Raw genomic sequence first — 25,485 nt, forward strand, 5'->3', positions numbered from 1 at the left:
TTGACTTGCGTACCACGGGCGCTACTTTGGTGCCCAGCAGTTAAATGGCTTTTAATATTTTATGGTGGGGGGTGTGCCCGGTAACCAGTTGCGCCAAAAAACGGGTGTTGCCAAAAAGCTCATATTGCCCCATTATTTTATCTATAGTTTCCTGTGCATCGCCAACAATTAAAGGGCCATCGGTGCGCAGGTATTCAAACTGGTCGGTAGTCACGGGCGACCAGCCCCTGTCGCGGCCAACACGGTTCATCAGGGCCTCGTATGATGGGTAGAAGGCATCCCTGGCTTCCTGATTAGTATCGCCGGCCAAAAACTGGGACGAGATACCCACCTGTAGCTTAGCCACATCATGCCCCGCCTTCTCTGCCGACTCGCAATACAGCTCTACAAACGGCACAAAATGTTTTGGGGCGCTGCCAAGTATGGCAATCATTAGTGGTAAGCCCAACCTACCCGCGCGTATGGCCGATTTTGGTGTGCCGCCAACGCTATCCAAATGGGGAGCTGTTCCTGCAATGTCCTCGGGTAAATGCCCTGGTCGCTTATCGGCGCGCGGAATTTACCTTTCCAGGTAAGATTTACAGTTTTGTTGATCTGCATCAGCTGGTCAAGCTTTTCTTCAAACAGCTCATCGTAATCATTTAGGTCATACCCAAACAAAGGGAACGATTCGACGAAAGAGCCACAGCCTGCGATCATTTCTGCCCGCCCGCCGCATACGAGGTCGGCAGAACTTAGTACCGTTACCGAACTGGAGAGGCGGATGTTTTTAGTGATAGCCCCTGCTGCCGCGATAAAAATTTTGGGCTATGAGATGACAAAATCGGGGCGGTGGTACTAGCCAAAGGCAAAAACATCCAGGCCAACCTCGTAGGCCAGTTTAACCTCGTCCAGTAATTGCTGTACCCGTTTATATGCAGCGCGGTCGTTACCCGCAACGGCTGCCGGGTAAACTTCTCCAAAAGTGCTGATTTTTATAGGTGCAAATAGGCTAAAAATCTAATAAAATTGTGTCAGCCATAAGTTATGTTAAGCTAACCTAAAGGTTACCACGCCGTTTAGCGAAGATAAAGTCTGCTCACGCATAGAGAATAGATTAAGCTTTATTAAACATAATTATTGTAACATCGTATAACGGAGCAGAGGCTTTTTTTATATGACCCGGAGATTCATCTTGCTTTTCGTTTTTGTTTTAGTGATGCCTTGCCTGTGCTTTGGCCAACTATCCGAGATCAGGCAACTGCAACAGCAATTAAAGCATCCTAAAGATAGCTTGGATTACCTGCGTAAATTAAATAAAATAGGTTTGCTTATCCACCTCAAAAATGCCGACAGTAGTTTTTATTACGGTATACAAGGCAACGCTTTAGCCGATAGGTTGAACGCGCCGAAAGAGAAAGCCCATGCCATGTCTAACATTGCCACGGGGCTTCTCCTAAAGGGCTTATACAGCCAGTCGTTACAATACTTTGGCAAGGCATACAATATTTACCAGGCAAATAATAACAAGCCCGAGATTGCCCAAGGGCTGATGAACCAGGCCATTACCTACAGTTTTATTGGCGATAGTGCAAAGGCTATCCGGTTTGCCACCATGGCTAATAATTTTACCCGCAAATATCTGATGCGCGATTCCGCCGCCAGTACGCTTATGGCAAATTACGTGGAGCTGAACAGCGGCCTTGCTAAAGATTCTGTTGCGTGGTATTTGAGCGGAGCTGAGAAAATAGCTATAAAATTTAATGATCAGCGTACACTGGTATTTATAGGGCAGATACGTGCCAACCGTTTTATTGATGCCAAGCAACCAGCCATGGCTTTACCCATTATTATGCGGTCACTGGCCATTACGCGCGCTAATAATTGGGATTACCACGAGATGGAAAGCCTGAATAACCTTGGGAGTTATTACCTGGCTGTAAACAAAACAGATAGCGCCCTTGCCGCTTACCGGGTGATCTACAAAAAGGCTAAGGCCAATAACTACGTTTACTGGAAAATTGATGTTTTAAAGGATATTAGCAAATGTTATAAATTAAAAAATGATAAAGCCGGCGAGTATGCTACAGCACAGCTGCTGATCGTCGCGCTTGAGCAGGATAACACCGCCAATAATAGTTTTTTGGGCGATTACATCCAATACAACCAAACACAGGAAGAACTGAAGAAGCTGGGCTTATCTGAAGAGCTAAATCATAAAAAGATAGTATGGCTTTTTGTGGCCTGTGGCGCGGGCAGTTTAGTGATCCTATTGCTGATCCTTTTTTATTGGAAAGTTACTGCTCAGGCCAAAAAGCTAAGCGAGCAAAATTTAACTATTACTGGGCAAAACGACGCGTTAAAAGAGTCGGATGTTTTTAAGGGCAGGTTGTTATCTATGCTGGCGCATGATTTTCGGTCGCCGCTTAATTCAACCATATCTATGGTGCAGTTGCTGAGGGATCATGAAGCGATGGAGTCCGAAGAACTGGCCGGTTTATATAGGCTTATTGAGACGGATATTAACGAGGTGCTTTTAACCTTCGATAACATATTGCAGTGGACCCACAAGCAGCTAACCGGCTACACCCTGCAACCGGTTAAGGTCAATCTGAAGGAGAGTATAAACGAGGCATTCAGCTTTTTTCACGAACAGGCAAATGCCAGGCAGATCACCATCGTAAACGAGATAGATGCCACACTCGCACCACTTACCGACCAGGAGATCATCCGTTTTATCGACCGCAACCTGTTACATAATGCCATCAAGTATTCGCCCATAGGGGGTAAAATAACTGCCCGCTCGGTTGTGAAGAACAAGGAGATCATCATCACTATTAAAGATGAAGGTGTAGGCCTGTCTGACCAGTTGTTAAAAGAACTGTTTACCGGCAAGATCTCTGAAACTAATGACAGTGCCCAGGGTGCCGGGCTGGCCCTAAATATTTGCGCCGAGTTTATCCAAAAGCTTGGCGGCCGCATTTGGGCAGGGAAGAGTGCAGGTAAAGGTGCGGAGTTTTCATATGCTATCCCGCTTAGGGCAAGCGAATAACAAAGTTTTATTTGTTAAGCCTATGGGCGCTATCTTTGTCAAACGGGCGCAATATTTTGCACTGTAATATTTTACATTTAAAACCCATAATATGAAATACGTAGCATCGCGCCTGTCGGAAGGCAATAAACTTTTCCCGGCAGAGATCATGACCGAAGATAACGGCATTACCATAAAAATCCCCGGCCTGTTTAGCGGCGATACCACTACCATTGCTTACGACAGCATTTCGGCAGTGGAGATCGATACGCCACTTATCGGTTACTCTACCATTCGTTTTTACCACAGCGGTAACAAGGTAGAAGCCCACGGCTTCTCAAAAAGCGATGTGAACGAAATTAAAACCTTTATCGAGCAGGGAAGGAGCCGGGCGAGAGGGTAAAGTAACAACCAGTAAAATACATGGGCTCATTAGCATTTATCTTATCATCTGTATTAGGTTTTATATTTGGTGCAGGTTTAACTTTTTTGGGTGCTATTGCATTAAAGTCACCTGAAAGAATTACAAACTTTAATTTGAGGATTGTAAGGCGGCTTAATTATTTGAGTGCTTTTAAATTAAAAGAGAATTACATACTTAAAGCAGAAAATGGTTATTATACTGCAAGTTGGAAGAAAGCCGGATGGCCTCTTATTATTATGGGCGGTGTTTTTCTTTTCGCATTAGTGATTTATTGGAAGAACTTATAGCAATATTTAGCAAAGGCCCCCCTTAACATTAGTCTGGAAAGCTTTTTTATGCATTTGAGCCGACAAAACAAGTGATTTATACACTACTGTTGTTTCCAAATATTAATATATCTTAAGGCATGAAAAAACTGGTAATTCTTTTTGTCATTTCGGCGGCTTTCTCGTTCAAAGCATCGGCACAAACTTTTAGTACCGAAGATTTTAACGCCAACCCGGGCAAAAATTATTTACAGGATAACCCGGATATTGATATTGCCGATGTCGCTTATACCCTGCAAACCACCCGTGCCGATTTTAAGGAACGTATTTTTTTTCAGCTACCGACAGGAACGACTTGCTGGAGAAGCTTGCCAAGTTTAAACGTGATCCTGAAGTACGCATGCTGGGCATGTTTGATACTTATTCCTACCGCACACCACATTACGACCCATTACTGGTTAAATATGTTAAGCGCGGAATGTATTTTGGCCGTACAACATGGCATGCCATGTTGTTTAAAGATGGCTTTATGAAAACCATTACCACCCGCGCTAAGGCCGTTGAACGCGGCGCGGTAAGGCTTTTATGGAAGCTTAAATTTGGCACCGAGCAAAAACAGACGGGCTTTTTTGGCTATTCGCATAAGATAGACGAGATGAATAACAAGGCGCAAAAGGACTATCGGATAATGCCTTACGATATCTCGATAGAATTGTTCCGCGCGGAAACGCGCTCGTTTTACCTGGACGATTATGTTTATATGGGCTGGAAACCTTATGCTTTAAAAGGGGTGAACATCCACAACGTACCAGGCGAACACAATACCATATTTAAAGAGCCTAATGATAAGGGGTTTGCCCACATACTACAGGCTTGTCTCGATAAGATCAATTATTAAACAGGCGATTTTGGGCGTTATCATAAACCGGTATTTAAATGATGTAACGTGGCAAAATGCCGCGGCAACTTCACCTGTAATTAATGATAGCGAGGTACACGTCTGGCGCATTAACATCAGCCAAAACATAAAACGTTTAGAGAAATTTGAAGCCCTGCTTACCGCAGATGAAAAACTGCGCGCCGGTAAGTATAAACAGCCTAAAGACACTTACAGGTTTATAGTTAGCCGTGGTGCCCAGCGCATCATTTTAGGGCGATATTTAAATCAGCCACCAGCCGAATTGCAGTTTGTTTTAGGTGAAAATAAGAAACCCCATTTGATAGGAGTAGATGGCAACATCGTCCGTTATAACCTTTCACACTCCGGGGATTGGGTAGTGTTGGCTATTGCTACAGCCTCAATTGGTGCCGATGTGGAATTTATTGACGCAGCATTCCCCTTCCGGGATATTTTAGAGGATAATTTTAGTGAATATGAGGCGGCGTATATCGGCACGTCATCTGAAAAATTCTTCACCCTTTGGACACGCAAGGAAGCTATCTTGAAAGCCACGGCACAAGGATTGGGCGAGCATCTGTCCATTACCCCTGCGCTTGATGGGGAGTATTTGCTTGATGCATTGTTAACAGGTTCGAATAAAAACTGGCAACTTAATAGTTTTCTTTTGCACCCCGGCTATATAGCTACCGTTGTGGTAGAAAACGCCGGGCAGGAATTGCAGTTTTTTGATGCTGATTTATTCTGATACCACCAACGATTTTAGCGTACCTTATGGCGCGGGTTTTAGCGCGGCCATTTCCTTTATCCTGATGCTGTTCTTTTTCCATTGCTTCAACCTCTTTTTTTCAAGGGTCGTGCTATCGGCGGTACTGTAAAAATTAAGGATGCTTTTTTGGAGCTGCGGCGTAACGTTTTTATATTTTTGTTCCTGTAGTTCTTCAAGCAGTTTATCATAGGTATTGTCGGCCAGTTTGTACTCGCCCCAGTGGGTGGGTTTACCGGTATCAAAATCAATATCGGGCAGTACTAATTGGTTTTTACCAATCTGGTCTACAGCGATGTGGTAATTCTTCAATGTCGCTTCAAAACTTTGTGCGAAAAGCTTTTGTCCTTGCTCGCCCGGCGATTTAAATTTTAGCGTTTTCAGCGGGCCTATCTTAGGCAGGATCTTAATTAAAAATACCGTCATCTTCGCGAAGAACTTAGATTCCTGACTTTGTTTACTAAACTCCAGGTTAAAGGCCCGTTTGCTCATTTTGTATTGAAATTTACGCGCGGTAATGCCGGGGTTCATCTTCTCAATATCGGTTTGGTTGGTTTTATAGGCCGATTTGGTAAGCACCGGGAACAGGTTACGCACACCCCAGCGCATGGTATTGATGGATGAGTTAATGTTGGAAAATATCGATCCCAATTCCAGCCCGTAAGTTTCGTAAAAGGCCCGTTCTAAAACAGGTACCGCAATGTTAAAACCGATAAAATTATGGTAACCTTCGGATGTGTAACCCTTTTGGCCTATTTGTATTACATCGTACGCAAATTCCATGCGGCTGTGCGAGGTATGGTCGTCGTTATAGGTAACCACGTTGCCAAATTTCTTTTGAAGTTTTGGGTAGATAATGGGCACATTTAAATTGGTAGACATGGAGTGCCCGTATTTATCGGACATGTAGTGCGACAGGGCGCCCAGCGCAAAGGCATATTCGTTTAAGTTTCTGGCGTCTGCAAGCAGGGCTTTAATAAAATCGCCGCTGCGTACGTAGTGCACCAGGTCGGTAAAAAAGCCATTGCCAAAAGGCATGTAACCTATATCGGCCATAATACTGCCGCCATAAGTGTAGGAGTGCGCCATCAGGATCTCCTCGCGGGTAATACCGGGGTATTTTTCTTTAAGGAGGGGGATAAGCACCGGCTTCCAGGAAGCATCGATAATGGCCTCGTGCGCAAGTATAGAGTATGCTTTTGATGTCAGTCCTGCAAAGGTAAGGAGCGCAGAGAAGAAGAAAAATTTAAGAGCGGAACGGAAAGTGGCTGGCATCATAAACTCAATTCTGGATAAATTCTTATAAAGAACGGTAATATACCCCTAATGGTTTTATAATATGCCTTTGTTGAGGGAATTATTACCTTGAGCTTGGCAAACGGAGACGCGATACTTCGCGTCTTAAATGTTATGTATTAAAATCCTCGTGGGGTCTTCGGGACGAGAACCCTGCACAGGCATGCAAGGCAACCGCATGGCCCACGATGTTAGACCCTGCGGCGACAGCCGGACCGGTCTACTTATCTTCTCTCATTATAAACCCCAAACTCCGCGATAGAAACCTGGCCTTCAGCTTTATCAATGCTCACCCGGATCTTTGTTCCCCAAACGCGGTTAAAGCGGTGGATCTTTACGCGGGATGTGGTGTTGCCATTCAAAATCGGCTTCCAAACACCGTTTTGCAGGTACTCTAAGTGGTAAGCCGTGATATTTGGTTTGCGCTCGGTAAGTGCAATAGTGTTAAATTCGGTATCGTGGCCAAAATCAATTTCATACCATGGTTTCTCGACGGTTTTGCTGGACGTCCATGAGGTTGTAAAATCATCATCGTTGGCAAAATCCATAATTTCAGAATCATCGCTCCAGCTGGAGTTTGATGGTTTGTTTTTGGCGATATTGCTGGAAATTATCGGCGCACCGGTTGCAGCCAGTTTGGGTGCAGGGCCGTCGTTTTTCCAAAGTTTTCCAATTTCTTTCAGCGCGACTAAAGCATTATCATCAAATAAACCATCGCGGTTTGGGGCAACGTTTAAGATGAAGTTACAATCGGACTTGTTAAGGGTGGTTAATTCGGCAACCATTTTGGCTGCATCCTTTACCGGGATGCTAGGGAAGCTGGTTTTCCAGAACCAGTTTTGTTGTAAAGGTAAACAGGCCAATGACGGCATAATATTATTCTCTTTAGAAATGCGCTGACCTGCACCCATTTCGTAGGTTTTGATATCGCTGTAAAAAAGGCCTTCGGCAGGATATTTTGCGCCATTCAGGTCCATCAGCACACAATCCGGCTGAATAGATTTGATCAGGTGGTATACATCCTCAAAGTTAATATCATCATAGCTAATACGCGACCATGGCGCATCCCAACCATCGATAATAATAGCCTCTATCTTTCCATATTTAGTTAATAACTCGGTAAGCTGAGCCTTCACCATTTCAAAATGTTTTTGGGTGATGTTATGCGGGCGAAGCTTATGGTGGGTATCCAAAATGCTGTAATAAAGCATCACCTTCAAGTCGTTCTTGCGGAAAGCGTCCACATACTCCTTTACCACATCGCGCTTCAGCGGACTGTTCATCACGTTATAATCGGTGGTTTTGGTGTCCCATATACAAAAACCGCTGTGGTGCTTGGTTGTCAAGCAACCGTAGGTCATGTTAGCGCTTTTGGCGGCTTTGGCCCACTGGTCGGCGTTTAATTTTTTGGGGTTGAATGCAGATGCAGGCGCTTCCGGGTCGGGCCAGTCGGCATCCATGTAGGTGGGGATGTTAAAGTGGATGAACATCCCGAATTTAAGGTTGACAAATTTTTGCTGTAACGCGGTATAATTGGCCGTGGTGGTAGCCGCCTCATTATTTTGTGCTGATGCTTTAAAAATAATGAAAGATAACAGGAATGCGGCTGTCAGTAATTTCTTCATGGGATGAACGCTTAATGTTAAACTCAAAGTAAGCAATTATATCAGTAAGAAAAAGTAAGGGTTATTGTTAAGTTATTCAGGGAAATTGGCATGAAATAAAAACCCGTCATTGCTGTAAAGGTCAACTAATTCGGTTACCGAATTAGTTGACCTTTACAATTGCGAGCGTAGCGTGGCAATCTCTTTAGGACAATTGTACACATTGCAAGGCCGATTTGCTTAAAGAGATTGCTTCGTATCTCGCATTGACGGGGTGGAATAGGGGAGGGAATTATTAAGGCCAAAAAAAGGCTTGCCGAAGCAAGCCTTTATATTTTAAAGATGACAACTTTTCAAAAGGTGTCTAATCTAAATTACTTCAAAAGGTCCGCTTTCACGGTGTCTAATATTCTAAATGATTCGGCTATAGTTGGTGCTTCGGCGTAAACGCGGAGTACCGGCTCGGTGCCTGATGGGCGGATCATTACCCAGGTTTCGTCTTCAAAGAAGAATTTAAAACCATCCAGATCTTCGGTGAGGGTAACTTTTAGATCGCCAAACGCGCTGATGCCACTTTTACAACGGCTAATGATCGCTTGTTTTTTCTCTTCGGTAACATGCAGATCATAACGTTCTACCGCAAATTTGCCTACCACATCGTAAATTTCCTGTACAAGGTCTTTTAAGCTGCGGCCGCTATTCGCCATAAACTCCCATATCATCAAGCCTATCCAAACGCCGTCGCGTTCCGGAATGTGACCGTTAACCGCTATACCGCCTGATTCTTCGCCACCTACCATAAATGGTTTGCCGCTGTTCACGATCAGGTCGCAAATGTATTTAAAGCCAATTTTGGTAACCGTGTTATTTAAGCCGTAAGCATCACAAAGTTTTTGAATTTTGCTGGTACACGAGAAGGTAGAATATACCTCGCCGGTTTCGCCTTTAACTTTGTGCATGTAATGGATAAGCAACAACAATATGTGGTGCGAATCTACAAAGTTGCCATCGCCATCATATAAACCAATACGGTCTGCATCGCCATCGGTAACCAAACCTGATGCAATTTCACCTTCAGATAATTTGATCAGTTGCTCAAACTCCTGCAGGTTACGCTGGATAGGCTCAGGTGCCTGGCCGTCAAAGCTTGGGTTGTAATCGGCATGCAAAAAAGTAATATCCGGGAACAGGCGGCGCATAACATTCTGGCCTGCACCGTACATGGCATCATAGGCCCATTGCAAGCCGCTGTCGCGGATGGCAGGGATATCAAAGCTGGCTTCGGCATGCTCTACATACATATCTTCCAGATCAACGTATTCTACCAAACCTTCGGTAACATAATCGGTAACCGATTTTAGCTCGAGGCTGATGGTATCCGGGATCTGCGATTCTACTTTCTCAATATCATCCGGCGTGGCCGGGCCACCGTAAAATGCTTTTATTTTATATCCGTTATAAGCGGGAGGGTTGTGGCTGGCCGTAATAATGATACCTGCGGACGTTTTTAAACGTACCGTACCCAACGAGATCATGGGGGTTGATACGAAAGTATTTTCGGCACGGAATACCTTAACACCCTGTGATGCAAGTACCGTAGTGGTCACATCTGCAAACATCGGCCCTGCAAAACGCGGGTCGCAGCCTACAAGCGCGCTTGGGTTCTCAAAGTTTTGTTTTAGCCACAATGCTGTTGCATAGGCCACCCGTTTTACGTTCTCAACGGTAAAGTCGTCGGCAATGATCGCTCTCCAGCCATCTGTTCCAAATTTTATTTTGCTCATTTTAGATATAAGTGGTTTAAAATCCTATTTTTAGCGCCTCAATATTCACACAAGAATATTAATGTTTTATGGTAAACGGAAACAAATAATGAAAGTTTTAAAATTTGGCGGAACATCGGTTGGTAGTGCCGCCCGCATGCAGAAGCTACTGGACATCGTAAACCCCCAGGAAAGGCAAATTGTAGTGTTATCGGCAATGTCGGGCACTACCAACAATTTAGTAGAAATAGGCCAGGCCTACCTTGCAAATGACAAGGCCAAGGCAGCCACTTTGATCGCAACATTAAAGGAAAAGTACGAAGCTGTTATAAAGGAGCTTTTAAAGAAGCCCGAAACATTTGAGCAGGGTAAAGAGGTTATTGATTATCACTTTAGGTTATTATGCAGCTTTGCTAACGACCTGTTTACCCCCATAGAAGATAAAGTTATTTTAGCGCAGGGCGAATTACTGTCGACCACGTTATACCATATATATCTGAAAGAGATCGGCGTGCCGTCGGTATTACTGCCGGCATTAGATTTTATGAAGACGGATGAGGACAACGAACCCATCGTAGATCATATTACGGCTGAACTTACGCCATTGCTGAAAAAACACCCGGATGTGAACTTGTTCATCACCCAGGGTTTTATTTGCCGTAACGTTTTTGGCGAAATTGATAACCTGCGCCGCGGCGGCAGCGATTACACCGCGTCATTAATTGGTGCAGGCATCCGCAGCGAGGAAGTACAGATCTGGACGGATATTGACGGGATGCATAATAATGATCCGCGTATTGTAAGTAATACCAAACCTATCGCCCAGCTATCGTTTGATGAGGCTGCCGAGCTGGCTTACTTTGGTGCCAAAATCTTACACCCGCAAAGTGTGTTCCCGGCGCAAAAATATAAGATCCCGGTACGGTTATTAAACACCATGGATCCGCAGGCTGCAGGGACCCTGATAACCAACACCAGCGAAAAGGACAAAATTAAATCCATAGCTGCTAAGGATGGTATTACCGCCATTAAGATCCAAAGCAGCCGCATGCTACTGGCACATGGCTTTTTACGCCGCGTGTTTGAGGTGTTTGAGCGTTACCGCACGTCGATAGATATGATCACCACATCTGAGGTGGCTGTATCCTTAACTATTGATGATACCACTTACCTGGGCGAGATCACTGCAGAGCTGGGTGCTTATGGTTCGGTTGATATTGACGTGAACCATTCTATTATATGTGTGGTGGGCGATTTTGCTGCCGAGAAACATGGCTACGCAGCCCGTGTACTGGAAGCGATTAAACACGTACCCGTAAGGATGATATCATACGGTGGCAGCGACCACAATATGTCGGTACTGGTAAAAACAGAAGACAAGGTAGAGGTATTGAGGAGCTTGCATAGCAGGCTGTTTTAAGCGCCACCCAACCATCGCCGTAAGGGGATGGCTTAAAGCATACCACGCGCCATTGCGAGCGTAGCGTGGCAATCTTCGATAGACAAGTCGGCGACAAGCATATCGAAGATTGCCACGTCGCTATCACTCCTCGCAATGACGCTTAGAGAATAGTCAATTTTGACTTTTGACTTTTTAATTTTGACTTTACAACAATGTTCAACAACAATACGATACAGCGCTTTAACGATACGGAAACACCATTTTATTACTATGATATGGATGTTTTGCGCAACACGCTTGATGCTTGCAGGGATGCATCATCAAAATACGGTTTCCATGTGCATTATGCAATGAAGGCTAACTTTAACCCTAAGGTGGTTAAAACTATACAGTTGTACGGCTTTGGCGCCGACTGTGTGAGTGGTAACGAGGTAAAATCGGCCGTGGAGCATGGCTTTGATAAAGGTAAGGTGGTTTTTGCAGGCGTAGGTAAGTCTGATAAGGAAATTAACCTGGCGCTGGATGCGGACATCTTCTGCTTCAATGTAGAGTCGGTACAGGAGTTGGAAATTATTAACGAACTGGCTGCTGCTAAAGGAAAAATAGCAGGTATCGCTATCCGTATCAACCCAAATGTGGATGCACACACGCACCACTTTATAACTACCGGATTGGATGAAAATAAATTCGGGATCAACACCTGGCAGCTTAATGATGTGGCCGAGATGCTGCGCAAATGCGCCAACCTGAAGTTTTTAGGCATCCACTTCCACATCGGGTCGCAAATTACCGATATGGAGGTTTACCGTAACCTGTGTACCCGCATCAACGAAATGCAGGATTGGTTTGAAGACCATGGCTTCGCGATAAAGATATTGAATACAGGTGGCGGCCTGGGTGTAGATTACTACAATCCCGATACCAACAGCATTGCCGATTTTGAAGCTTACTTTAAAGTGTTCAGCAAATTTCTGCGCGTAAAACCGGGGCAGGAGGTGCATTTTGAATTGGGCAGGGCAATGGTAGCGCAATCGGCATCGCTGATCTCCAGGGTGCTGTATGTAAAGAATGGTCAAAAGAAAAATTTCCTGATCCTGGATGCCGGGATGACGGAGCTGATGAGACCAATGCTTTACCAGGCGTATCATTCTATTCAAAACCTGAGTCAAGAATCAAGAACCAAGAATCAAGAAAAATCAGAAGCTGATAACTCCCTCTCCTTTGGAGAGGGGCGGGGTGAGGCCATCAAATACGATGTTGTCGGCCCTATTTGCGAGAGTACGGATTGCTTTAGGAAAGATGTTGACCTGCCGCAATCATACCGTGGCGACCTGATCGCTATCCGCACGGCGGGTGCTTATGGCGAGGTGATGGCATCAAACTATAACCTGCGCGATCATGTGCAATCGGTTTATTCAGAATAAGTTACTTTAATCCAGCAATCCTAAAAAGAGCTAAACCCGGCAACTTTCGGCTGCATACAGGTCATATCCGGTACTGATTGAAGAGGATGGCTAAAGGTTCTGAATCAGTTAACGATGATTTATTAACCAAGTGCTTTTTGTGCTATAGAGGTTTTACCTTTAATTAACACCGCCGGGGCTTATGCGGACAATGTTTTAGCTTGTTCTGATGTTATAATTGTTGCGAACTCGTCTTGTAAAGTTGCTAATGATACGGCGTGAATAACATCGGCAGTAAAACTTTCTCCGTTCACACCACGTTTAGCGAAACTTACAGTAGCATCTTTAATAACATAGGTTTCAAATCCTAAATTAGCGGCCATCCTTGCAGTGGTAGACACACAGTGCTCGGTAATAAAGCCGGCTATCATAACCGTCTTTATACCCTGCTCATTCAGGGACTGCTGTAGGTTAGTCCCTATGAACGCGCTGTTTACGCTTTTCTCTACAATTATTTCATCGTTTAAAGGCGTAGCTTCTTTCTTGAACGCATTGCCGGGGCTCGAAATGGAAAGCAATGAACCTTCCGTATCGGAGTTGTGCTTTACATGGAATAACGGAAGATCGTTTCGGCGCCAATAGCTTAGCAAAGCTGCAATGTTTTGTTCGGCATGCGGGTTGTTTCTGCTTCCACCCCAATAATCAATATCATCAAAAGCGATTTGGACATCGATAAGGATCAGCGCGGGTTTATTCATATTAGAAGAGTTCATAAAAATAAAATTTAGCAAATATCAAAACTTCGTGGACAGGTTAAATAGTCCAGTTTATTAAAATGTTCCCAGCCAGTTATGCCCCCCCCCCGGAAAATGTGCTTTCCCGGCGTGGTCAACAGCGGAATAATCCGGCCTGCAGCAATACAAAACGAAATTCATATAGGAGCTAAGAATTACAGATAACTTAATTGCTGTTTTAGGGTTTATTTGGGAAGCGTGGCAAACCATCGGCGCTTATTAAGCGTATATTAATTAAATAGCTTCTTTGGGTTGATTATAAGGTGGTTGTCTTATATACAATGTGGCTAAGTAATTAATATTGCTCTTGTGGTTATAAGTGATGTTAAGGTATTTAGTAAGGCCCCGCAGGTTAATACTTTCGGGGCTTTTTTATGTCAAAACTTTTGCTATAAATGGCAAATTCTACAGTTAAATTTTACGTGTTTATACATATTTTTGCTAAAATAAGTGTTACGACATGCGCAAAGCCTAACAAAATTATTTTTTTGGCGTATAAGGTAAAAATAACTCGCAATAATATTTATCTATTACAATGAATTACACCGAGCAACAACGCCTTACCGCGGTAGACAGGTTTAAAAACCTCGGCGACGGTATCACGAAAGACCTCAACGATATTGTTGCCCTTGTATCTGAAATTTGCGGAACACCTGTCGCGCTTGTTACTTTACTTGATAACGAAGTACAATGGTTTAAAGCAGCTGTAGGTACCGATGTTACCGACACCTCCAGGAGCATTTCTTTTTGTAATAACACTATTGAACAGGAGGGCGTAAATATTATATACGATCTTCAGAAAGACGACCGCCATAATCAAAACCCGTTTGTTACCGGTGATCCAAATGTGCGCTTTTACGCCGGTTCGCCGTTAATTACAAAAGATGGTTATGCCATTGGCAGTTTATGCGTGGTGGATATGAAGCCGCGCGACCTGACCGACCATCAGCAGAAAGCCCTCCAAATTATGTCTAAACAGGTGGTGAACCTGATGGAACTTAACTGGAGCATTAAGGTACTTGCCGAACAGCGCGATAAAGAAAAAGCCCAGGCCGAAGCTATCACCGATTCTGAATTAAAGTTAAAAGCCATATTTGATAGTAGTAAAGATAGCCACCTGCTTATTGGCAAAAACTTTGAGGTGCTGGCTTTTAATAAATCGGCATCATCATTTATACATACCGTATACGGCCATGCTTTAGTAAATGGCGATAATTTGCTCGATTACTCAGACCCTAAAACCATAGAGCAAATGAAAAAGTATTGTAAGGTTGCCATGGGCGGTAAATCTGTAAAGCGTGAGTGGCATGTTATGGCTGGTACCCCGTATTCCTGCTGGATGAACACCACCTTTATCCCCGTTAGGAACAAAGAGGGAGCGGTTATTGGTGTGGCGCTAAACTCTACAGATGTTACACATCATAAAAAGCAAGAGGCTTATATTAACGTGCAAAATGAAGCGCTTAACCGTATTGCCATAATCCAATCGCATGAGCTACGCAGGCCGGTTGCATCGTTGCTTGGTATTATGGACCTGATAAAATTGGAAAACGTTTACTTTAACTATTTTGAAATGATGGAGCTCACCGTTAACGAACTCGACGAGAAGATCCGCGGGATAGTTAAAGATTCGGAAAATACCCTGCACAGCCGCCACTTGGCTGTTGTAGCGTAAACTGCTATTTATAGCATTGGCATAACCCACTTTTATACCGGATTTGCACTTTATGGATAATAATGCCTACCTTGCGCACTTTAATAAATAAAATAATGCAAAAAGAAGGAACAGTAAAATTTTTCAATGAGACAAAAGGGTTTGGATTTATCACACCTGATGGTGGTGGTGCCGACGTATTTGTTCATTCAACAGGTCTAATCGACGAAATTCGTGAAAACGATAAAGTTGAGTTCGAAGTAGAAAACGGAAGAAAAGGCTTAAACGCAGTAAACGTAAAAGTTGTTTAATTATATATTAATCCACTAAATGTTACATAAAACATCCGCTCCCCAAAAGGGCGGATGTTTTTTTTGCTTTATGATTTTTTTGCTTTATGATTTTTTTACTTTTTGGTGAGCCTGTCAAGCCATTAAATTAAGACTACTTAACGAGTTATTCAATCAGGTGTGGCTTAAGAAGTTCAGTCATTTTTATATACCCCAAAGCGTTTAAATGTATTTGGTCGCCCACGTCGTAAATTTTATTTAACGCTACACCGCTTTTAAAGGTGCTATCCAGGTTAATATAAATGCCTCCGGTGGCATGTGCCAGGGATTGGTATTTATTGTTTAAAGCAACTCTTTCGGCTTCAATTGAACGCGGATTTTCTCCGAATTTTAAAGCAGTTGGCAACACACTTAAAATATAAACCTTGGTTGATGGGCTTTTGATTTTAATAATATAGATCGCCAGCTTTACATTGTTAAAGGTATGATCTATTGGCACCGAATTTTCAAGATCGTTTATACCGCATTCTATGAATATTTTGGCCGGATGCCCTGAAACTATATCCTTAACCCGTTTTAATACCCCCCTTGACGAATCATAATATATGCCACGGTTTTTAACCGTAGGCATCCCGCTTAACTCAACAATCGGATACGCGGCAAATTGAGTGTCCCCTAAAAACAACACATCATTTGTTGATTTCGGCAAGCCGCTTTGCAACTTGTCGCCATTGCAAAAGAATGTTAAGGGCGGGTTGGGGTTTACGGTTGGGGCTAAAACAAAATGCCTGATTATTGCGCCTGCAAAAATGAAATTACCTAAAACAGAAATTGCAATTAAATGTCTTTTCATAATTATTGATCAAATATATAATTAAACAGCCGTTGTGGTTAAAGCACTGCCATTTGCTACAGTAACTTTATACCGTCTGGGCTTTTAAGAATAAATAAGCTGTGTAATAAATAGTGGGATAGGGCGATTTACTTAATCATTCCCGCTTATCCAAAAAACTATAGATGCAATCGCGATGATGGCCATAATTACCGGGATCAGCGTATCTAATATATGGCGCCCAATACGGTGGCCCACATGTTCTTTCCGGTCGAAAGTTGGGAAAAGTTTATATTTAAGTACAATAAGTATAGCTACTAGTACAACGGCTGTTAAATAAAATACCTTCCTAAAGTGTGCAGGCTTTAATAAGTCTGTTAAAGTTTCCCAAGTCATAATACCCTAAACGCCAAAGTGCTTACTTTGTGTGGATAGTACACGGCTATGGCCGCCAAATTAAACTTAATGTAAAAAAAGTAAACAGTGCGGTATGGTATTTGTTGGTCTAAGTACAAATCATCTACTAAAAAGTAATTAATAATGAAAGATCAAGCAAAAATTATAGCAGCACTTTTAGTGGGTGCTGCAGCGGGCGCCGCATTAGGTTTACTATTGGCCCCTGAAAAAGGTGAAGAACTAAGAGGTGACATTGCTGATTATGTGAACGACCTTGTTGACAAAGCAAAAAACAAAGCGCAGAGCACTGCAGATAACGTTAAAGAATACGCCAGTAATACGGTTGATTCGGTAAAATCAAAATTTAACGGTGCTGTTAATGATGCCGAAGGTGCTTATGACGATGCAAAATCAAAAGCCACCAACTATGCCGAAAACGGTGCAGACAGCGCAAAATCAAAAGTAAAAAGTACTGCTAACGACTGGAATAACTCTATCCAGAACGCATAAGTATTTTAAGATAACATGTGTAAAAGCCTCCCGACTAATGTCGGGGTGCTTTTTTTGTGTTTAATATTTGCATTCCAAAATTATCCATATTAGCCCGCTAAAGTGCAGTGATACAGGTACAATTGTTATCATAACAAGTTGAGTTTAAATAAATCTTATGTTAATAAGGTTAACACTAAAAACAAAGAAGGTTGGTTTTGGCAGCCGCTTGACAAAGGGGGGCTTAAGCATAAGGCAAAAGCTTGGCAATACGATAGTGATCAAAAAATAATTAAATCAGATCCGGCCTTTTTAAAGCATTTACTGACATCATATACATAAAAACGCCCGGCCACATATGGGGTCGGGCGTTTTTATGTATAAAATTAGTCTTGCTTACTTTTTAGCAGCAGGATCCCAGGTATTATCTTCGGTGTTAGCATCCATGTAAATGCCGTTATCCAAAGTGATAGATTTTAAACTTTTACCTCTTTCAGCTTTAAAGGTAACCAGTGTTTGTTTCTGGTTGGCTTCCCAAACTGCAGGGGTTTTGTGGATGGTTTTTGTTGTGCCATCAGCATACGTTATAACCACATCAAACGGGATTGCAAAACCGCCGATGTTAGCTACGGTGAAAGTATAACCATCTTTACCTGTTACCGGGTTTTTAATAGCCAAATCGTTATAATAATTTGTGAAGAACCAATTGTTAAAGAACCAGTTTAGGTTACGGCCCGATACATTGCTCATCGAGTTGAAATAATCCCATGGGATAGGATGTTTGCCATGCCACCTATCCATATAACCGTGCAATGCTTTCTTGAATAGTTCATCGCCAAGCATATCTTTCAATGCCAGGTAGCTTAATGATGGCTTGCCATAAGCGTTGTTGCCGTAGCCGGTGGTCAATTCGCTGGTTTGGGTAATCACCGGGATATCCTGGTTGCTCGAGCGGTTGTTGATCCACCCATTGATACGGAACTGTTTGTAAAATTCATCTGCTTTGGCTTTGCCTTTTTCGGCAGTACCTATCAGGTATTCTAAAGTGGTGGCCCAGCCTTCATCCATAAACGCATAGCGGGTTTCGTTAATGCCCATGTAAAAAGGGAACCAGGTGTGTGCAATCTCATGGTCCTGCACAAGCTGTGCAAAGCCAGGGTCGCCCATTTGGCTGTCGTTCACCATCATCGGGTACTCCATATCTGCAAAACCCTGAAACGCCGTCATTTTAGGGAACGGATAAGGTACGCCCGGCCAGTTGTAGCTAAACCAGCCTAAAGCATTACGGCCATATTGTACCGATTTTTTAAAATCGGTACCGGCTACAGAGTAAGCAGCCTGCATGCTTGATCGCCTTCCGGTTTTGCTATCCACAATAACACTGCCGGCATCCCATATGTAATGGTTACTTAGGCCAACGGCTACGTCGCTGATGTTGGTTGCGGTCCATGTCCAGGTGTTGGTGGCGCTTTGGTTGGTTACCTTGTTACCGGTCACTTCATCAATGGTAGCCACATTAATAGTGCTGTCACTGGTCATTGATCTTTGCAGGCGGTCGGCATATTCTTTCTGTAAAACTTTGGTTGGGTTTTGCAGTGTACCGGTAGCCCAAACAATAAAGTTTTTAGGCACGGTTACATTCAAGGTATAATCATTAAAGTCGTTATAAAATTCTTGCGCGTCAACAAAGGCTACGCGGTCCCAGCCGTTATAATCGTCATAAACAGAAACGCGTGGGTAAAAGTAAGCCAGGTAATAGCTGGTGCTGTCTATCTGCCCTTCGCGGCCGCTTTGTTTTGATGCATCAAAGTGCCACGCGATGTTGATCTTAACCGAATCATGCGGCATCAATGGTTTGCCTAAACTAACAGCCTGGTTGGTAGATGCATTCTGCACATTGTTCCAAGGCGTTTTTTGGCCGGCAATTAAAAAAGTATCTATCTGGATGCCGGATGTTAAATAATCAGGCCCTGCATCCCCCATACGGGCAGATCCCGGGCGGTGGATGTTAAGGATCAGTTTCATGTTCAGCCTTTTTAAGGTGTCGGGGCTGTTGTTGATATAGGTAATGGTTTCGGTACCTTTTACGGTGCTTAGCGGCGGCGCGGCAGTTATCGAGATATTGTAACGCGCGCGGTTTTGCCAGTATTTGGCGCCGGGTTTACCATCAAGGCTGCGGGTTTCGTTGTCATACGCTTTTTTAATATCGCGCGGCATATAAAGGCTTTGGGCCTGCAATTGTAACAGCGCTATGCTGCAAATTGCGGTTAACAGGACTTTTTTAAACATAATAAATGATAAGTTTTTGTAAAAACACATAACAAATGTAGAATAAACCTTTGATGATTTTGGTAAACGAATTGTTACAATACTTGCTTGTTTGGTGGCTTTTATTTATATTCTTTTGTATCAAGTTATTTTAGTAGGGGTATTAAATAACTACAAAGCCGGGCTTTATAGTCCGGTTTTGTTATTTTAAGGGCTTTTTGGCTGATGTTAATCCGTAATATATTCCTTAGCTATCAGCGTAAATAACTTTTCGTTATCTGCCGACTCATCAAAGTTCTCCGTAAGCAACTGCTTCACTTCATCATACTTTAATAACTTGGCTATCATAATAAGCATGCGGTATGCGGTGATGTGCTCTAAAATCTGAAAATAAAGCATTAGGTCAAGATCATTAAGCAATGGTATATTTTGCCCGTCATCCAAACAAAACTCATCTTTCACGATAGATCTGATGGGGTTGCAAACCTCTGGTGATGGCGTTTCGCCTATCAGTTTATAAATTTCTTCCATACGTTCCACCTGCTTATCAACGTCGCCGCCAAATTCGCCTACGGCAAGTTTAAGCGCTTTAAAGGATGCCAGTTTTACAAGGTCATCTGTACGCTGCTGTAAAAAACGTTTACCGTTGTAAATACGGGTAAGGTGATGTAAAAAGATCTGCTTTAAAAAAATTAGCATCGGGAGCGGGTGGGGTATGAGGGGCTATCTTGCTTAAATTACTGTGAAAAGGAAACATAAAAATCAATTTTATTTAGTTAATAAAAAAGCGATTAATACGCATTTGAAGTTAAATTGACAGTATTAATATCATTTTTAAAGCATTGCTCCTTATTATTGCAACATGAGATATAAGTTAGGCGATTTTGTACGCTTTGTTGACGAAAAACTGGAAGGCTACATAACCCGTATTATCGACGAGCAGATGATAGGCGTTACCGTTGAGGACGATTTTGAGATCCCCGTTTTAGCCAGCAAGGTTACCTACGTACACGGCCACGGTGCCGAAAGCCACGACGAGGAATACATTGCCGAAGTAAAACCTGTAGGCGAGTTTAAAAGCAAAGGCGTGCACATTGCTGTAGTGGCCGATGCTAAAGCCCAGGCTTTAGTGCATTTGTATATCATCAACGAAACATCTTATCAATTACTTACCTCGGTTACCGCTCAGCAGCAGAAGGATTTTAAAGGTGAGTTTTCCGGCATTATAGAAGCTAACGGTGTAGCAAAAGTATATTCGGCTAAACTATCAGATCTGCAATTGTGGCCTAAGCTGATCTTCCAGGGAGTGTTTTATACCAAGCAAAACCAACCGTCGGTTAGCCCCCTGAATGTGAGCGAGCAATTTAAAGCAAAAGATTTTTCGGGCGCTAAAAAGCTTGTTCCGTATATTAAACAACTGGGCTGGATGATTCAACTGGATGAGCCGGAACTAATTATAGATGCTGAAAAATTAAAGGAAAGCTTTTTTAAACCCGCCGAAGAAAAAGCCCAAACCGTAGCTAAGCCTGTAAGCGAACTTGACCTGCATATTGAAAAACTGCGCGACGACTATCAGTTCCTTAACAGCAGCGAGATCCTGAACATCCAAACAGACCACTTTAAAAAAGCGCTTGATGCCGCCATTGTTCACCAGATGCCCGATATTACATTCATCCACGGTACGGGTAACGGCATCCTGAAACACGAACTGCATAAACTGCTAAGCAAGCACCCCAAGGTGCAAACCTTTATGGATGCCCGTAAGGAGAAGTTTGGTTATGGCGCTACAAAGGTGGTATTGAAGTAAGAGCATATGAAATTTAAGACGATTATTTTTGACTTGGATGGCACCATTGCTGATACCTTGCCACTTTGCATAGCGGCCTTTAAAAAAAGCGTAGAACCCTTGTTAAATGCTACTATTAGCGATGATGAGATCATAGCCACGTTTGGCCCTTCGGAAGAGGGGACTATCCGCAAGCTTATTCCTCAACATGAAACTGCAGGTGTTGCCGCTTACCTTAAAAATTACGAAGAGCTGCATTATACCTGCCCGGTTCCTTTTGAGGGTGTAAAAGAGTTATTACAAGAATTGAAGAATGCAGGGGTAAAGTTGGGTATGGTTACCGGCAAGGGCTTACACAGTACCATTATTTCGCTTAAGCAATTCGAGTTGTCGGAGTATTTTGAAATTATGGAAACAGGGTCGCCTGAGGGGCCAAATAAAGTTGCCGGTATTGTTAGCATATTAAACCGTTTAGGCAGCGATATAAGCGAAAGTTTATACGTAGGTGATGCACCAAGCGATATTAAATATTGTAAAGAAGTGGGCATCCCAATTGCAGCCGCGGCTTGGGCATCAACCAGAAATGGCAGCGAATTAGAGCCGTTAAACCCCGACTGGATCTTTTACAGCATTGCCGATTTTAAAGATTGGTTGATAAGTTAAATTATTAATCGTAATATTGCGATTAATATGGGTGTTACCAAAACAGATAATTTTAATGATGAGCAAAATAGGTTGGCTACGCAATTAAAAGCGATTGCACACCCGGCCCGTATTGCCATTTTGCAGCACATCATCAATGCTAATGCCTGTATCTGCGGCGACCTTGTGGACGAACTGGGTTTAGCCCAGGCCACCATTTCCCAGCATTTAAAAGAATTAAAAAAGGCCGGCCTTATCCAAGGGACAATAGAGGGTGTTAGCGTATGCTACTGCATCGAACCCAAAGCCTGGAAAGCTTTACAAAACGAGATAAATACCATGTTTACATCTTATAAAGATGTAAATACCTGTTGTTAGATTTTTTTGCTTAAATCTATCGTAATATTACGATAGATAAAATTAAATATATAATTATGGAACACTTAAAATGGAGCGCTTTTAAAAAACAACTTCAGGCAAACCCGCAGCTAATACTGCAGTTTAGGTATGCCGAAAACAAATGGGTAGATGCATCCTACCACATCACCGAAATTAAGCAGGCGCCCATCACATCGGTAGACTGCGGCGGCGTGATGAATAGGTGGACGGAAATTATCGTACAACTTTGGGAACCGGAAGAACAACAGCAGGAGAGGGCAATGGAGGTAAGCAAAGCTTTGTCCATTATTAATTTGGTTGAAAAAACTTTATCCTTAGATGCAGATGGTATAGTTAAAATTGAATTTGGTAACCAACAATTTGATACCCGCCAAATGCTGCCTATAGATCTGCTGATAGATGGCGATAACCTGGTGGTAGACCTACGCCCCGATGCCGTACAATGTAAAGCCATTGATCGTGGCGGTAGCTGCGGTACCAATGATAAAGGGGAGGAATGCTGCACCCCAACAGCCGCGGTTAAACCAAAGATACAAATGCAAAACCTTGCCGCCGATGCTTCTTGCTGTACGCCGGGATTGGGTTGCTGTTAATTGAAATTATTATGAAAAATATATTAGTACTATGCACCGGCAACAGCTGCCGCAGCCAAATAGCAGAAGGTTACCTGCGCCATTACGCAGGTGTTGAAGCGACTATTTATAGCGCCGGGATAGAAACACATGGCGTTAACCCTAAAGCTATCGCGGTGATGGCTGCGGATGGGATTGACCTATCGGCACATACCTCAAACCATGTGGATGAGTATTTGAACATCTCGTTTGATTGCGTGATAACCGTATGCGACAACGCAAACGAAGCCTGCCCGTATTTCCCGGGGGATGTTAAGCGCTTTCATCACAATTTCCCCGACCCGGCAAAGGCTACGGGAACGCCTGATGAGGTAATGGCCGAATTTACACGCGTACGCGATATGATAAAATTGTACTCGCAAGATTTTGTAAAACAACATATCCAATAAAACCATGACGGCTAACAATTGCGCCCCGGTGGCCAACCGAAAAAAACTTGGCTTTTTAGACCGCTACCTCACCTTATGGATTTTTATGGCGATGGCTATAGGTGTGGCCATAGGCTATTTTGTGCCTTCCGCGCCTGCTTTTATCAATTTATACTCCAGCGGTACAACTAATATTCCGTTAGCTATTGGGTTAATATTAATGATGTATCCGCCCCTGGCGAAAGTAAAGTATGAAAACCTGGGCGAGGTGTTTCGTAACACCAAAGTTTTAAGCCTGTCGCTATTCCTGAACTGGATAGTAGGGCCGATATTGATGTTTGCGCTGGCCCTGATCTTCCTGCATGATAAGCCCGATTATATGATAGGCCTTATTTTGATAGGCCTTGCCCGCTGTATAGCCATGGTGATTGTTTGGAACGAACTCGCCGAAGGTAACCGAGAATATGCCGCGGGGCTGGTGGCATTAAACAGCATCTTCCAGGTATTGCTTTACAGCGTTTATGCTTATGTATTTATCACTATACTGTTGCCCTTATTTGGTATGAAGAGCGAGGTGGTGAACATCACAATCGGCCAGATAGCAAAATCGGTATGCATTTATCTTGGGATCCCTTTCGCAGCAGGGATCATTAGCAGGTATACACTAATCAAACTAAAAGGGGAGGAGTGGTTCAATCAAAAGTTCTTGCCGGTAGTTTCGCCTGTAACTTTAATCGCATTATTGTTCACTATAGTAGTAATGTTTAGCCTGAAAGGGCAACTCATTGTCCAGATCCCGTTTGATGTGGTTCGTATTGCTATCCCGTTGGTTATTTATTTCGCCATAATGTTTCTGGTAAGCTTTTTTGCAGGCAAGCATATGGGGGCCGATTATTCCAAAAATGCATCCATCGCCTTCACCGCGGCGGGTAACAATTTCGAGTTGGCTATAGCGGTAGCCATTGGGGTATTCGGTATCAACTCGGGCGAAGCTTTTGCCGGGGTTATTGGTCCGCTGGTAGAGGTGCCTGCCTTGATCATCCTGGTAAAAGTGGCCATTTGGCTGCGGGATAAGTATTATTAGCTAACATGAACCTCTCCTGACAAACAAAACCCGCCTCTCTGCTATTTATCTTATATAAAATTTATAACAAATGAGTAAAGTATGGTTCATAACAGGCTGCTCCACCGGTTTCGGGCGCGAGTTGGCCAAAGAGGTGCTGGCCGCCGGTAACAAGGCCGCCGTAGCATCGCGCAATACCGACGATGTTAAAGATATTATAGCCGATTACCCGGACACCGCCGTCGCGGTAAAACTGGATGTAACCAAGGCCGATGAAATTACTGCCGCTGTTGATCAGGTAAACCAAAAGTTTGGGCGCATAGATGTACTGGTAAACAATGCCGGTATAGGCTATTTTGGCGCGATAGAAGAGAGCGAGGATGATGCCGTTCGTAATATGTTCGAAATCAATTTTTGGGGATTAAATAACGTTACCAAAGCCGTATTGCCAACCTTGCGCAAGCAAAGGAGCGGGCATATAGTGAATATTGCATCGATAGGAGGCTTGGTTGGTTTCCCCGGAGTAGGTTTTTATAATGCTACCAAATTCGCGGTAGATGGTTATTCTGAAGCTTTGGCTAAGGAGACCGCGCCGTTAGGTATCAAAGTAACCGTTGTTGCACCAAGTGGTTTCCGTACCGATTGGGCAGGCCGATCTGCCAATGACAGCCCGATAGAGATAGACGATTACAAAGCAACCGCAGGTACCAATAAGGATACCATCCGCGGGTACAGCGGCAAACAACCCGGCGACCCGGTACGCGCAGCCAAAGCAATTGTTAAAGCTGTTGACGATGCTAACCCACCATTACACCTGCTGTTAGGCGCAGCCGCATTAAAAGGCGGCCGCAACAAGCTGGAAGTTTTGAAGAAGGATTTTGATGCCTGGGAAGAAACTACAACAGGTGCCGATTTCCCGCAGGAATAATTGTGTAAAGATCATATCAAGCCCCGCCTGAAAAAGCGGGGCTTTTTATTTTTAAATATAATTTATCTTTTGTCGGCATGGTAATTGCATTATAGTTAATAGTTATAAACCA

Annotated in this window: 27 protein-coding genes and 1 pseudogene; 19 read left to right on the top strand and 9 right to left on the bottom strand. The window is 43.4% G+C overall.

The genetic code is table 11. From position 1 onward, the window contains the following. Window positions 1–40: 40 nt before the first annotated feature. Window positions 41–801 (bottom strand): annotated as a pseudogene (locus RHM67_RS20595) (LLM class flavin-dependent oxidoreductase). A 355-nt stretch (window positions 802–1,156) separates the two neighbouring features. On the opposite strand from RHM67_RS20595, the gene RHM67_RS07945 reads away from it, so the two are divergent. The 6 genes from RHM67_RS07945 (at window position 1,157) to RHM67_RS07970 (ending at window position 5,346) form a co-directional block, all read left to right on the top strand. Next, on the top strand, window positions 1,157–3,031 hold the full coding sequence (locus RHM67_RS07945; RefSeq protein ID WP_322231579.1) for a tetratricopeptide repeat-containing sensor histidine kinase: 1,875 nt from the start codon (window positions 1,157–1,159) through the stop codon (window positions 3,029–3,031). A 91-nt stretch (window positions 3,032–3,122) separates the two neighbouring features. Continuing rightward, entirely contained in the window at window positions 3,123–3,413 is a 291-nt protein-coding gene (locus RHM67_RS07950) for a hypothetical protein (protein WP_322231580.1), read from the top strand. Window positions 3,414–3,433: 20 nt separating this feature from the next. Then, on the top strand, window positions 3,434–3,721 hold the full coding sequence (locus RHM67_RS07955; RefSeq protein WP_322231582.1) for a hypothetical protein: 288 nt from the start codon (window positions 3,434–3,436) through the stop codon (window positions 3,719–3,721). Between the two features lie 119 nt (window positions 3,722–3,840). Continuing rightward, window positions 3,841–4,233, top strand: coding sequence for a hypothetical protein (locus RHM67_RS07960; RefSeq protein WP_322231584.1), 393 nt, complete (start codon window positions 3,841–3,843; stop codon window positions 4,231–4,233). Further along, a complete protein-coding gene (locus tag RHM67_RS07965) occupies window positions 4,230–4,598 on the top strand; it encodes a hypothetical protein (RefSeq protein WP_322231586.1) in 369 nt (122 codons plus the stop codon). Before RHM67_RS07960 ends, RHM67_RS07965 begins: the two co-directional genes overlap by 4 nt. A gap of 10 nt (window positions 4,599–4,608) precedes the next feature. Beyond that, complete coding sequence (locus RHM67_RS07970) at window positions 4,609–5,346, top strand: 4'-phosphopantetheinyl transferase family protein (RefSeq protein WP_322231587.1); 738 nt, start codon at window positions 4,609–4,611, stop codon at window positions 5,344–5,346. A gap of 24 nt (window positions 5,347–5,370) precedes the next feature. Here the strand turns inward: RHM67_RS07970 and RHM67_RS07975 are convergent, their stop codons facing one another. The 3 genes from RHM67_RS07975 to RHM67_RS07985 all read right to left on the bottom strand — a co-directional run bounded on the left by RHM67_RS07975 (window position 5,371) and on the right by RHM67_RS07985 (window position 10,048). After that, window positions 5,371–6,642 carry a zinc dependent phospholipase C family protein gene (locus RHM67_RS07975; protein ID WP_322231589.1) on the bottom strand — a complete coding sequence of 424 codons (1,272 nt, stop codon included), beginning with the start codon at window positions 6,640–6,642 and terminating at the stop codon, window positions 5,371–5,373. A 242-nt stretch (window positions 6,643–6,884) separates the two neighbouring features. Continuing rightward, complete coding sequence (locus tag RHM67_RS07980) at window positions 6,885–8,285, bottom strand: alpha-L-fucosidase (protein WP_322231590.1); 1,401 nt, start codon at window positions 8,283–8,285, stop codon at window positions 6,885–6,887. A 353-nt stretch (window positions 8,286–8,638) separates the two neighbouring features. Further along, on the bottom strand, window positions 8,639–10,048 hold the full coding sequence (locus RHM67_RS07985) for a phosphoglucomutase/phosphomannomutase family protein (RefSeq protein ID WP_322231591.1): 1,410 nt from the start codon (window positions 10,046–10,048) through the stop codon (window positions 8,639–8,641). 88 nt (window positions 10,049–10,136) lie between these two features. Between RHM67_RS07985 and RHM67_RS07990 the strand changes: the two genes are divergently transcribed. Beyond that, window positions 10,137–11,447, top strand: a complete 1,311-nt coding sequence (locus RHM67_RS07990) for an aspartate kinase (protein WP_322231593.1) — start codon at window positions 10,137–10,139, stop codon at window positions 11,445–11,447. A 194-nt stretch (window positions 11,448–11,641) separates the two neighbouring features. Next, window positions 11,642–12,853, top strand: coding sequence for a diaminopimelate decarboxylase (lysA, locus tag RHM67_RS07995; RefSeq protein ID WP_322231595.1), 1,212 nt, complete (start codon window positions 11,642–11,644; stop codon window positions 12,851–12,853). 179 nt (window positions 12,854–13,032) lie between these two features. Here the strand turns inward: lysA and RHM67_RS08000 are convergent, their stop codons facing one another. Beyond that, complete coding sequence (locus tag RHM67_RS08000) at window positions 13,033–13,605, bottom strand: cysteine hydrolase family protein (protein WP_322231596.1); 573 nt, start codon at window positions 13,603–13,605, stop codon at window positions 13,033–13,035. 556 nt (window positions 13,606–14,161) lie between these two features. On the opposite strand from RHM67_RS08000, the gene RHM67_RS08005 reads away from it, so the two are divergent. Next, window positions 14,162–15,301 (top strand): GAF domain-containing protein, encoded by a 1,140-nt coding sequence (locus RHM67_RS08005; protein WP_322231598.1) that lies wholly within the window; start codon window positions 14,162–14,164, stop codon window positions 15,299–15,301. Between the two features lie 95 nt (window positions 15,302–15,396). Further along, window positions 15,397–15,591, top strand: a complete 195-nt coding sequence (locus tag RHM67_RS08010; RefSeq protein WP_067057762.1) for a cold-shock protein — start codon at window positions 15,397–15,399, stop codon at window positions 15,589–15,591. Between the two features lie 145 nt (window positions 15,592–15,736). Here RHM67_RS08010 and RHM67_RS08015 read toward each other — a convergent pair whose 3' ends face one another. Together RHM67_RS08015 and RHM67_RS08020 are read right to left on the bottom strand one after the other, a co-directional pair. Next, window positions 15,737–16,423 carry a GDSL-type esterase/lipase family protein gene (locus RHM67_RS08015; protein ID WP_322231600.1) on the bottom strand — a complete coding sequence of 229 codons (687 nt, stop codon included), beginning with the start codon at window positions 16,421–16,423 and terminating at the stop codon, window positions 15,737–15,739. A gap of 132 nt (window positions 16,424–16,555) precedes the next feature. Continuing rightward, window positions 16,556–16,798 (bottom strand): hypothetical protein, encoded by a 243-nt coding sequence (locus tag RHM67_RS08020; RefSeq protein WP_252758352.1) that lies wholly within the window; start codon window positions 16,796–16,798, stop codon window positions 16,556–16,558. 144 nt (window positions 16,799–16,942) lie between these two features. Here RHM67_RS08020 and RHM67_RS08025 point away from each other — a divergent pair, with 144 nt between their 5' ends. Then, entirely contained in the window at window positions 16,943–17,308 is a 366-nt protein-coding gene (locus tag RHM67_RS08025; protein ID WP_322231601.1) for a YtxH domain-containing protein, read from the top strand. Between the two features lie 138 nt (window positions 17,309–17,446). After that, on the top strand, window positions 17,447–17,629 hold the full coding sequence (locus RHM67_RS08030) for a hypothetical protein (protein WP_322231602.1): 183 nt from the start codon (window positions 17,447–17,449) through the stop codon (window positions 17,627–17,629). Window positions 17,630–17,683: 54 nt separating this feature from the next. Here RHM67_RS08030 and RHM67_RS08035 read toward each other — a convergent pair whose 3' ends face one another. Beyond that, on the bottom strand, window positions 17,684–19,576 hold the full coding sequence (locus tag RHM67_RS08035) for a M1 family metallopeptidase (RefSeq protein WP_322231604.1): 1,893 nt from the start codon (window positions 19,574–19,576) through the stop codon (window positions 17,684–17,686). Between the two features lie 207 nt (window positions 19,577–19,783). Continuing rightward, window positions 19,784–20,254, bottom strand: a complete 471-nt coding sequence (locus RHM67_RS08040; RefSeq protein ID WP_322231607.1) for a DUF892 family protein — start codon at window positions 20,252–20,254, stop codon at window positions 19,784–19,786. A gap of 163 nt (window positions 20,255–20,417) precedes the next feature. Between RHM67_RS08040 and RHM67_RS08045 the strand changes: the two genes are divergently transcribed. The 7 genes from RHM67_RS08045 to RHM67_RS08075 all read left to right on the top strand — a co-directional run bounded on the left by RHM67_RS08045 (window position 20,418) and on the right by RHM67_RS08075 (window position 25,373). After that, complete coding sequence (locus tag RHM67_RS08045; protein ID WP_322231609.1) at window positions 20,418–21,362, top strand: Smr/MutS family protein; 945 nt, start codon at window positions 20,418–20,420, stop codon at window positions 21,360–21,362. 6 nt (window positions 21,363–21,368) lie between these two features. Continuing rightward, complete coding sequence (locus RHM67_RS08050; RefSeq protein ID WP_322231611.1) at window positions 21,369–22,004, top strand: HAD family hydrolase; 636 nt, start codon at window positions 21,369–21,371, stop codon at window positions 22,002–22,004. Window positions 22,005–22,031: 27 nt separating this feature from the next. Then, window positions 22,032–22,361: a metalloregulator ArsR/SmtB family transcription factor gene (locus RHM67_RS08055; RefSeq protein ID WP_322231612.1), complete on the top strand. Its 330-nt coding sequence runs from the start codon at window positions 22,032–22,034 to the stop codon at window positions 22,359–22,361. A 56-nt stretch (window positions 22,362–22,417) separates the two neighbouring features. Next, window positions 22,418–22,975: a DUF6428 family protein gene (locus tag RHM67_RS08060; protein ID WP_322231614.1), complete on the top strand. Its 558-nt coding sequence runs from the start codon at window positions 22,418–22,420 to the stop codon at window positions 22,973–22,975. A gap of 11 nt (window positions 22,976–22,986) precedes the next feature. Next, window positions 22,987–23,403, top strand: coding sequence for an arsenate reductase ArsC (locus RHM67_RS08065; RefSeq protein ID WP_322231616.1), 417 nt, complete (start codon window positions 22,987–22,989; stop codon window positions 23,401–23,403). A gap of 4 nt (window positions 23,404–23,407) precedes the next feature. Continuing rightward, entirely contained in the window at window positions 23,408–24,466 is a 1,059-nt protein-coding gene (arsB, locus tag RHM67_RS08070) for an ACR3 family arsenite efflux transporter (RefSeq protein ID WP_322231618.1), read from the top strand. 70 nt (window positions 24,467–24,536) lie between these two features. Further along, a complete protein-coding gene (locus tag RHM67_RS08075; RefSeq protein ID WP_322231620.1) occupies window positions 24,537–25,373 on the top strand; it encodes an oxidoreductase in 837 nt (278 codons plus the stop codon). Window positions 25,374–25,485: the final 112 nt, after the last annotated feature.

The organism is Mucilaginibacter sp. 5C4 (assembly GCF_034345625.1).
Classification (GTDB): Bacteria; Bacteroidota; Bacteroidia; order Sphingobacteriales; family Sphingobacteriaceae; genus Mucilaginibacter; species Mucilaginibacter aurantiaciroseus.

Bases quoted from the DNA above. Each gene is read 5' to 3' on its own strand.
- RHM67_RS07945 (WP_322231579.1), top strand. From the start codon at position 1,157: ATGACCCGGAGATTCATCTTGCTTTTCGTTTTTGTTTTAGTGATGCCT.
- RHM67_RS07950 (WP_322231580.1), top strand. From the start codon at position 3,123: ATGAAATACGTAGCATCGCGCCTGTCGGAAGGCAATAAACTTTTCCCG.
- RHM67_RS07955 (WP_322231582.1), top strand. From the start codon at position 3,434: ATGGGCTCATTAGCATTTATCTTATCATCTGTATTAGGTTTTATATTT.
- RHM67_RS07960 (WP_322231584.1), top strand. From the start codon at position 3,841: ATGAAAAAACTGGTAATTCTTTTTGTCATTTCGGCGGCTTTCTCGTTC.
- RHM67_RS07965 (WP_322231586.1), top strand. From the start codon at position 4,230: ATGAAAACCATTACCACCCGCGCTAAGGCCGTTGAACGCGGCGCGGTA.
- RHM67_RS07975 (WP_322231589.1), bottom strand. From the start codon at position 6,642: ATGATGCCAGCCACTTTCCGTTCCGCTCTTAAATTTTTCTTCTTCTCT.
- RHM67_RS07980 (WP_322231590.1), bottom strand. From the start codon at position 8,285: ATGAAGAAATTACTGACAGCCGCATTCCTGTTATCTTTCATTATTTTT.
- RHM67_RS07985 (WP_322231591.1), bottom strand. From the start codon at position 10,048: ATGAGCAAAATAAAATTTGGAACAGATGGCTGGAGAGCGATCATTGCC.
- RHM67_RS07990 (WP_322231593.1), top strand. From the start codon at position 10,137: ATGAAAGTTTTAAAATTTGGCGGAACATCGGTTGGTAGTGCCGCCCGC.
- lysA (WP_322231595.1), top strand. From the start codon at position 11,642: ATGTTCAACAACAATACGATACAGCGCTTTAACGATACGGAAACACCA.
- RHM67_RS08000 (WP_322231596.1), bottom strand. From the start codon at position 13,605: ATGAACTCTTCTAATATGAATAAACCCGCGCTGATCCTTATCGATGTC.
- RHM67_RS08005 (WP_322231598.1), top strand. From the start codon at position 14,162: ATGAATTACACCGAGCAACAACGCCTTACCGCGGTAGACAGGTTTAAA.
- RHM67_RS08010 (WP_067057762.1), top strand. From the start codon at position 15,397: ATGCAAAAAGAAGGAACAGTAAAATTTTTCAATGAGACAAAAGGGTTT.
- RHM67_RS08015 (WP_322231600.1), bottom strand. From the start codon at position 16,423: ATGAAAAGACATTTAATTGCAATTTCTGTTTTAGGTAATTTCATTTTT.
- RHM67_RS08020 (WP_252758352.1), bottom strand. From the start codon at position 16,798: ATGACTTGGGAAACTTTAACAGACTTATTAAAGCCTGCACACTTTAGG.
- RHM67_RS08025 (WP_322231601.1), top strand. From the start codon at position 16,943: ATGAAAGATCAAGCAAAAATTATAGCAGCACTTTTAGTGGGTGCTGCA.
- RHM67_RS08035 (WP_322231604.1), bottom strand. From the start codon at position 19,576: ATGTTTAAAAAAGTCCTGTTAACCGCAATTTGCAGCATAGCGCTGTTA.
- RHM67_RS08040 (WP_322231607.1), bottom strand. From the start codon at position 20,254: ATGCTAATTTTTTTAAAGCAGATCTTTTTACATCACCTTACCCGTATT.
- RHM67_RS08045 (WP_322231609.1), top strand. From the start codon at position 20,418: ATGAGATATAAGTTAGGCGATTTTGTACGCTTTGTTGACGAAAAACTG.
- RHM67_RS08050 (WP_322231611.1), top strand. From the start codon at position 21,369: ATGAAATTTAAGACGATTATTTTTGACTTGGATGGCACCATTGCTGAT.
- RHM67_RS08055 (WP_322231612.1), top strand. From the start codon at position 22,032: ATGGGTGTTACCAAAACAGATAATTTTAATGATGAGCAAAATAGGTTG.
- RHM67_RS08060 (WP_322231614.1), top strand. From the start codon at position 22,418: ATGGAACACTTAAAATGGAGCGCTTTTAAAAAACAACTTCAGGCAAAC.
- RHM67_RS08065 (WP_322231616.1), top strand. From the start codon at position 22,987: ATGAAAAATATATTAGTACTATGCACCGGCAACAGCTGCCGCAGCCAA.
- arsB (WP_322231618.1), top strand. From the start codon at position 23,408: ATGACGGCTAACAATTGCGCCCCGGTGGCCAACCGAAAAAAACTTGGC.
- RHM67_RS08075 (WP_322231620.1), top strand. From the start codon at position 24,537: ATGAGTAAAGTATGGTTCATAACAGGCTGCTCCACCGGTTTCGGGCGC.